At 73.7% G+C, this 7,933-nt stretch carries 7 protein-coding genes and 1 pseudogene; 3 read left to right on the top strand and 5 right to left on the bottom strand.

The window, feature by feature from the left end; all coding sequences use genetic code 11:
* From IE249_RS36105 to IE249_RS04075, 5 genes and pseudogenes are all read right to left on the bottom strand, one after another.
* A pseudogene (locus IE249_RS36105) lies at nt 1–603 on the bottom strand (hypothetical protein); the annotation flags it as partial.
* Between the two features lie 67 nt (nt 604–670).
* On the bottom strand, nt 671–2,032 hold the full coding sequence (locus tag IE249_RS04060) for a PE-PGRS family protein (RefSeq protein WP_189703383.1): 1,362 nt from the start codon (nt 2,030–2,032) through the stop codon (nt 671–673).
* A gap of 29 nt (nt 2,033–2,061) precedes the next feature.
* Nucleotides 2,062–4,284 carry a hypothetical protein gene (locus IE249_RS04065; RefSeq protein ID WP_189703384.1) on the bottom strand — a complete coding sequence of 741 codons (2,223 nt, stop codon included), beginning with the start codon at nt 4,282–4,284 and terminating at the stop codon, nt 2,062–2,064.
* Nucleotides 4,281–5,105 carry a hypothetical protein gene (locus tag IE249_RS04070; RefSeq protein WP_189703385.1) on the bottom strand — a complete coding sequence of 275 codons (825 nt, stop codon included), beginning with the start codon at nt 5,103–5,105 and terminating at the stop codon, nt 4,281–4,283. The genes IE249_RS04065 and IE249_RS04070 overlap by 4 nt, the downstream gene beginning before the upstream one ends.
* A gap of 200 nt (nt 5,106–5,305) precedes the next feature.
* Entirely contained in the window at nt 5,306–6,028 is a 723-nt protein-coding gene (locus IE249_RS04075; protein WP_189703386.1) for a Crp/Fnr family transcriptional regulator, read from the bottom strand.
* Between the two features lie 397 nt (nt 6,029–6,425).
* Here IE249_RS04075 and rpsL point away from each other — a divergent pair, with 397 nt between their 5' ends.
* From rpsL to IE249_RS04090, 3 genes are all read left to right on the top strand, one after another.
* Nucleotides 6,426–6,797, top strand: a complete 372-nt coding sequence (gene rpsL / locus IE249_RS04080) for a 30S ribosomal protein S12 (protein ID WP_003948652.1) — start codon at nt 6,426–6,428, stop codon at nt 6,795–6,797.
* Between the two features lie 2 nt (nt 6,798–6,799).
* Nucleotides 6,800–7,270, top strand: a complete 471-nt coding sequence (gene rpsG / locus IE249_RS04085; RefSeq protein ID WP_003998848.1) for a 30S ribosomal protein S7 — start codon at nt 6,800–6,802, stop codon at nt 7,268–7,270.
* 39 nt (nt 7,271–7,309) lie between these two features.
* On the top strand, nt 7,310–7,933 hold a 624-nt coding region (locus IE249_RS04090), incomplete at its 3' end, for a GTP-binding protein (protein WP_189703387.1).

The following is a 7,933-nucleotide window of genomic DNA, read 5'->3' on the forward strand; positions in this document are numbered from 1 at the left end:
CGCCAGCTCGGAGGGCCGGTGGAAGACCAGGGCGCCGCTGGCGAGCCAGGCCAGGGTGACGATCCATCCCATCACCGTGCCCAGCATCCCCAGGGCGATCGAGCTGACCACGGCCAGGCTCACCAGCGCGCCCGGCAGTTGCACCGCCAGCCGCCCGATCGCGGTCGCGTCGGCCCCGCGCTGATGGCCGGCGACGATCACGCGACCGCCGCGGTGCCGGTAGTCGAGGTCGTCGGGGGCGGGATCGGGCTCGGGCTCGGGGTCGGGCTGGGGAGCGGCGGCGTGCGGGGGTTCGGGCGCCGGTGCGGGGGCGGGCGCCGGGTGGCCGCCGCCCGGGTACGGGGGAGGGGCCGTGGCCGTCGCCCCCGGGTACTGCGGCGCGCCCGGGTACGCGGGCCCGGCAGGGGTGCCCGAGGTACCGGGGTACGGGGGTGCGGCCGGGGTGCCGGGGTACTGCGGAGGTAAGCCGGGGGCGCCCGGGTACGCGGGGCCGGGCATGGCCGCGCCCGGGTACTGCGGAGGCGGAGCGGTGGGCGGTCCCGGGTACTGCGGGGGCGGTGGTGTGGGCGCGCCCGGGTAGAGCGGTTCGGCGGGCTCGGGCATGGGGCGGGGCTCCTTCGAGGTGCGGGGACGTGGAGCGGCGGGCAGCGGTGCCGTGGTGTCGCCGCTGTCAGGCGGGGTCCGCCGGGCCGGCCGGGGATTCCGTGCCGTACGTGCCGTACGGCGGCGCCTGGCCCGGCAGCGGGGGTACGACGGGCGCGGGCCCGGGCTTGACGGGCGGCACCGGCGGTGACGCGGGCGCCGCCTGCCCGTACGCCCCGGCGTACTCCGGCGCGGTCGGATCACCGGGCGCCTGGACGGACCCCGACCCGGGCGCTGGCGCGGGTGGCGCGTACGACGGCGGGGCGTACGCCGAGGGCGCGTACGGGTCCTGCGGCGCCGGTGGTGCGTACGCGGGCGGCGCATATCCCGGTGGTGCGTACGGGTCCTGTGGCGCGGGCGGTACTGGCGGTGCCTGCGGCGCCTGCGGCGGCGTACCCGGGGGCAGGGCCTCCGCCGTGACGGGTGGCTGGGCGGCGGCCTGGTCCTGCTGCTGGATCAGGTCGTCCACCGACTTCAGCACCGTCCGCGCCGACTCGGCCTTCTGGAAGTCCTCCAGCGTGTCGCCCGCGATCAGCTGAAGCTGACCGCGGATCGCGCCGAGCTGGTCCTTCTGCAGGGTGCCGATCACCATCTTGGTGTCCATGGGGTGCTGCGCGAGGTGCAGCGCCCAGGCGGCGACCCCGCCGTGCTGCAGGTGGTACTGGTAGAACGCGATCTTCTGCGCGACCAGCTGGTGCGACTGCTGCTGGCGCAGCCACTCCAGCTCGTGCTCCTGCCGCGCCTGGCGCATCCGGAACTCGTGCTCCGGGTCCAGCATCTCGGACTCGTAGCGCAGGCTGCGCTTGCGCCGGCGGTGGGCGATCGCCTCGTCGTCCAGGCGCAGCCGCACCACGCACGTCACGTCCAGGCCGGTGCCCGCGGCGAACCGGCCCTCCGCCATCACCGCGCCAAGCACGGCCTGTTCGGCCTCGGGGCTGTCCTCGATGGAGTAGCGCCGCGTGATGGGCCGGGCCAACTGCTGAAGCTCCCTGCTGAGCCGGGTGGGCACATCGCGCTCGCCGCTCGCCACGTAGGCGACCGGGTCGGCCACCCGCCAGGTCAGGTCGGCGATCGCGCCGAAGGAGAACGCGTCGTCGTCGCTGGGCAGCCGCAGTTTCAGCTGGACCGGATGGCTGCCCATGTCCACCTCGTACACCGAGGTGTAGCGCCGGGTCGCAGCCTCGGCGCGGGTGGGCCGCTGCGGCGGCATGAAGACGTCGTACGAACCGCTCGCGGTCACGAAGACCAGCGCGTGGTCGATCGCGCCGACCTGTCTGCGGGCGACGTAGTCGAAGCGGGAGATCGGGCGCACGGTCAGCACCGGGTCGATCAGCGTGCTGTGCCGGTCGGCGTCCTGCTGCCACTCCGGCGGTCGGCGGAAGTCCGCCATGGGTCAACTCCTCGAGCAGATCGGGATGTTCAGTGAGTGGTGGACGCGGCCGGGTGCAGCACCGTGAGCAGGTGGCCGGCCAGCGGCGGGCGGGGGCCTCCGTCCTCGGCGCGCAGCGTGCGCAGTTCGTGGTCCAGGCGCTTGCGGTCGTCCGCCGTGACGACGAGGGCGGGCAGCAGCAGCTCCAGCGCGTGGGCGGCGTCGGCGCGGCGGCCCCCCACGTGCACCCAGGTGCGCAGGGCGTCCAGGGCCGCGCGGGTGTGGGCGCGGTCGCCGAGCGCGGTGCGCCACAGGGTGGCGAGGTCGCGGGCCGCGTCCGCCTCGTACATGCCGCTCTCGGCGTACCAGCCGACGAGCGCGCCGTCCTCGGCGTTGTCGCAGGCGCGCACGAACGCGGCGAGCGCCAGGTCGCGCACCGCCGGCGTGTCCAGGTACAGCAGCCGTACGAACTCCGCGAGCACCTCGCCCCGGCGGCGGCCCGGGCCACCCGACAGCAGCAGCGCGGCGGACTCGGTGAGGCTGTCGCGCTCGGCCTTGTTGCCGGCGTCCGCGCGGGCCCGGCCGGCGAGCGCGCCGAGCGCCGCTCCCGCGAGGTCGGGGCGGAGCGGGGCGAGCAGGCCGAAGGCCCGGATGGCCGTCCAGCGGCGGCCCACGTGCCCGTCGGAGCACCACTGGGTGAGCAGCCGCAGCACCACCGGCGCGTCCAGGAGCAGGGCGAGGGTGAGCGTGTTGGCGGCGGTGACGCGCGGCCCGATCGCACGGGAGGTCGCCCAGCGGTCGACGAGCAGGGCCATCGTCGAGGGCAGGTCGGCGGCGGCGAGCTGCGCGGTCGCCGCGGCCGCGCGGGTGCGCACGAGGGGGCGCCCGTCGCGGGCGAGCTGACCGATCCAGGCGACCAGCGCGGGCCGCGCGGAGGGGTGCCGGGTCCACACCTCGGTGAGCAGCACCCGCGGCGTGCGCTCCTCGCGGAAGCCGGCCGTGAACTGGGTGACCGGCCCCCACTCGGTCGCCTCGCCGCGCAGCTCCCCGTCGGCCCGGGCGAAGGCGAGCCGGTCGGCGGCCGGCGGCCCGAACACCGGGATCTCGGGCGGCTGCTCGGGGTGCTGCAGCCGCTGGAAGTGCACGTACAACTGGTCGGCGAGCTCGGCGGCCAGCACGTAGGGGGCCTGGTCGAAGACGGCGAGCGAGATGAGGAAGGCCTTGTCCCGCAGGCCCGTGTCCGGGTCGCCGAGCCAGTCGCGGCAGCGCTTCTCGACCGCCGCCTGCCCGAAGTCCGCGAGCCGCGAGAGCGCCTCCGCGCTGCCGTCGTGGGCGGCGAGCGCCTCGGCGAACGCGGCCGCCTCCGCGGGCTGCCGGTCGGCGGAGAGGAAGCCGGCCACCGGCTCCAGCGCGAGCAGCCGCTCCACCTCGGCGGCGGCCGTGCCGTGCCGTGAAAGGTGGGCCCGTACGACGTCCTCCGCGCTCGGCGGCTCCCAGACGCAGGGCGCGATTCCCGGCAGGTGGGGGGAGTTCTCCACGGTGACGACCAGATAGCCGTCGGACTTCTCCAGCTGCTCGCGGGCCGCGTACAGGTGGGTGTCGCGCAGCGGGCGGTTGCGGCTGAGCGGCAGATCCCGCAGGACGTGCCCGCCGGGCCGCGTCAGCCGCCCGGCCAGCGCGCCCGGAGTGGTCTCGGGGTCCAGCGCGTGCACGGCGGAGAGGCCCAGGCGGTGCAGCAGCATCAGCGCGGCGGCACTGCGGCCGGTGGCGTGCGCGCCGGACAGGATCAGTACCCGCTCCTCGCGCAGCCGCCGCAGCGCGCCCGCGAAGGCGGGGCCGTCCGTGAAGACGGCGGCCAGCGCGTCCAGACGGCCCCGGGGTATCTCGCCGGTGGCGTCGGGCGTGGCGCCGGCGGGCCCGTGGTAGTGGTGCTCGGTCCGGCCGCCCATGTAGACGTCGCCGCCGACCTGGCCGCCGGACACGCCGTGCTGGGCCCCGCCGACCAGGCTCCCGCCGAAGGCCGCGGTGTCCCCGAGGATGAACCCCGGGGTGTGCGCGAACAGCTCGCGCTGCGCGGCCCGGGCCTCCTGCGTGCGCTCCTCGGTCCGCTCCTCCTCTGGCCCGGTGCCCTCGCCCGCGCTCCCGTCCGCGCCCCCGTCCGCGTCGGGTGCCCCCGGCGTCCCGGGCGCCGTCCGGTCCGCCGGAGCCGCCGGAGCGCCGGTGCCTGCCGGGCGTACGCCCTCCGGCGCCTCCTCGGCCGCGGGCGCCGTCACACGCCCTCCCCGGCCGTACCGCCCAGACGCACGTCCCCGGTGACCCGGCCCCCGGACACCCCGTGCTGGTCGCCGCCGACGAGGCTGCCCCCGAAGCGGGGCCCGCCGCTGCCGAAGTTGAACACCGGCCCGCCGCCGGTCCCGGCTCCTCCGGGCACCGCTCCTTGCGGCCCCGGTGCCGGGCCGTCCCCCGAGGAACCCGGCACCGGAGCCTCCCCCACCCCCGTGTCACCGTGGTCTTCGCCACCGGGCGGCACCGGACCGTGCAGCCAGGCGCGCAGCGGGCCGCTCTTGCCGGTCATCGTCACGGGGTGGAAGTCGGCGGCCCGCACGCCGGCGTGGTCGTGGCGCACGATCCCGGCGTGCACGCCCTCGGACACGCACAGCGCCAGACCGTCCGGGCGGGCGCGCAGCGCCTCCCGCAGCAGCTGGGCGTCGAGCAGCCGGCAGGCGTCGTTCAGGTCGGAGCCGACCCAGCCGCCGTGCCCGTCCACGGCCACGTAGCCGCTCGCGACGACGCCCCGCAGCCGGATCTGCGCCGTGCTGGAGGCCATGCGGTTGTACTCGTGCAGCTGCGCCGGAAGCTCCGTGAGCAGGGCCCGCAGCAGCGCCCGTACGGAGGCGCCCGCGTCGATCAGCTCCATCACCGAGTCGCCCCGGTCCGCACGCAGCCGCAGCGTCTCCTCGATGCCCGCGGCCTCCAGCGTGCGGTCGGCGATGTCGTAGAGCTTGCGCCGCAGGACCGCCTGGGCGACGTCGTCCCGGTCGCTGTACTTCTCGATGTCGAGCAGGAGGATCGTCCGGCTCACGGGGTCGGTCATGGTCGCCTTTCCACGGCTGGCGGTGGTTCGGTTCCGGGCGGGGACCAGCCGCCGCCCGGGGCAGAAGGCTGACGCCGGACGCGCCCGGGGTGTGAGGACGAATGACCCACCCGAACTGTGACCGTGTGCACACTCGCCCCACGGACCGCCCCCGCCGCAGCACTCACCCGGGTTTCTCGGCGCGCGATCCGGCGCGGCACTCACCCGGGTTCCTCGGCGCGCGCGATCCGGCGCAGCACGTCCGGCCGTACGATCACCAGCGTGCGCCGCCCGGTGGTGACCACGCCCCGCTCGCGCAGCCCCTTCAGCAGCCGCTGGACCGCCTCCCGGGAGGCCCCCACCGACCCGGCGAGCTCCTGCTTGCTCAGTGGCACGGACAGCTCCACGCCCTCGGGGGTGCGCCTGCCGTGGGTGCGGGCGAGGTCCAGGAGCAGGGCCGCGAACCGCTCCCTGACGGTCATCGAGGCGAACTCCAGCCGGCGCCGGTCGGCCGCGCGCGTCCGGTCGGAGGTGAGGCCGAGCAGGGCGAAGGAGACGGCGGGGGAGCGGGCCAGGAACTCGGTGAACCGCTCGCGCTGCACGGCGACCGTGCGCACGTGCTCCAGCGCGGTCACCGTCGCCGACCTGGTACGCCCGGTCAGCGCGGCCGACTCGCCGACCACGTCACCGGGGCCGCGCAGGGCGAGCAGCGCCTCGTACCCGTTGGCCGCGGCCGCCGTCACCTTGGTCCAGCCCCGCACGATGAACAGCACGTGCGAGGAGGGCTCGCTCTGGTGGATCAGCACCACCCGCGGCGCGTACGCCAGCTCGTGGCCGAGCCCGAGCAGGGCGTCCTGGTCGGCCTGCTCCAGCCGGGCCAGAAAGGGGACCACGTCCCCGAGGCCCTCGTCCCCCGGTGTCCCCGCCAAGCGACCAGCCGTCATCGAACCCGTCCCCCCATCGGCCCGGCGACCGCTCAAAGTACTGAAGCGGCGGCCCGGGCGCGGCGGAACCGACGGGTTTGCGCATTCGCCGTACGCATCCGTGTGTGGAGGGCACAATCGCGGGAAACCTGAACCGGGACAAGTCCGGCGTGTCGGGGTGGACTCCATTTGTTTTGACCGAAGTCCGTGAGGTAGGTACGCTCAGACCTTGTGCCTGGGGTGTGCCCTGGCCCTCGTGCGTGCCTTTGAACCGCACCGAGAGCCGCCATCGGCCACCGCGATCCGCGCCTCTTTCTGCCTAGCGGCGGGAGTCCGCAGGATTCGACACACCCGACCGCGTGGGTCGGCGACGTTCCAGGTTAGCTGTACCCATCGGCACACAGAAACCGGAGAAGTAGTGCCTACGATCCAGCAGCTGGTCCGCAAGGGCCGGCAGGACAAGGTCGAGAAGAACAAGACGCCCGCACTCGAGGGTTCCCCTCAGCGTCGTGGCGTCTGCACGCGTGTGTTCACGACCACCCCGAAGAAGCCGAACTCGGCCCTCCGTAAGGTCGCGCGTGTGCGTCTGACCAGCGGCATCGAGGTCACGGCCTACATTCCGGGTGAGGGACACAACCTGCAGGAGCACTCCATCGTGCTCGTGCGCGGCGGCCGTGTGAAGGACCTGCCGGGTGTTCGCTACAAGATCATCCGTGGCTCCCTCGACACCCAGGGTGTCAAGAACCGCAAGCAGGCCCGCAGCCGTTACGGCGCCAAGAAGGAGAAGTAAGAATGCCTCGTAAGGGCCCCGCCCCGAAGCGCCCGGTCATCATCGACCCGGTCTACGGTTCTCCTCTGGTGACCTCCCTGATCAACAAGGTGCTGCTGAACGGCAAGCGCTCCACCGCCGAGCGCATCGTCTACGGCGCCATGGAGGGCCTGCGCGAGAAGACCGGCAACGACCCGGTCATCACGCTCAAGCGCGCTCTGGAGAACATCAAGCCGACCCTCGAGGTCAAGTCCCGCCGTGTCGGTGGCGCCACCTACCAGGTGCCGGTCGAGGTCAAGCCCGGCCGCGCCAACACCCTGGCGCTGCGCTGGCTGGTCGGTTACTCCCGCGCCCGTCGCGAGAAGACCATGACCGAGCGTCTGCTCAACGAGCTCCTCGACGCCTCCAACGGCCTCGGTGCCGCTGTGAAGAAGCGCGAGGACACGCACAAGATGGCCGAGTCCAACAAGGCCTTCGCGCACTACCGCTGGTAGTCGCTACCCACATCGAGACCGAGAGAAGACTGAAGCCTTATGGCTACCACTTCACTTGACCTGGCCAAGGTCCGCAACATCGGGATCATGGCCCACATCGACGCGGGCAAGACGACCACCACCGAGCGGATCCTGTTCTACACCGGTGTGTCCTACAAGATCGGTGAGGTCCACGACGGCGCTGCCACCATGGACTGGATGGAGCAGGAGCAGGAGCGTGGCATCACGATCACCTCTGCTGCCACCACCTGCCACTGGCCGCTGGAAGACGTCGATCACACCATCAACATCATCGACACGCCGGGCCACGTCGACTTCACCGTCGAGGTGGAGCGTTCCCTGCGCGTGCTCGACGGTGCCGTGACGGTGTTCGACGGCGTCGCCGGCGTCGAGCCCCAGTCCGAGACGGTGTGGCGTCAGGCGGACCGCTACGGCGTTCCGCGGATCTGCTTCGTCAACAAGCTCGACCGCACCGGTGCCGAGTTCCACCGCTGTGTCGACATGATCAGCGACCGTCTGGGCGCCCAGCCGCTGGTCATGCAGCTGCCGATCGGCGCCGAGGCGGACTTCAAGGGCGTCGTCGACCTCGTGACGATGAAGGCCTTCGTGTGGTCCGCCGAGGCCACCAAGGGCGAGATGTACGACATCGTCGACATCCCGGAG

This window comes from Streptomyces anandii JCM 4720 (assembly GCF_014650655.1).
GTDB classification, from domain to species: domain Bacteria; phylum Actinomycetota; class Actinomycetes; order Streptomycetales; family Streptomycetaceae; genus Streptomyces; species Streptomyces anandii.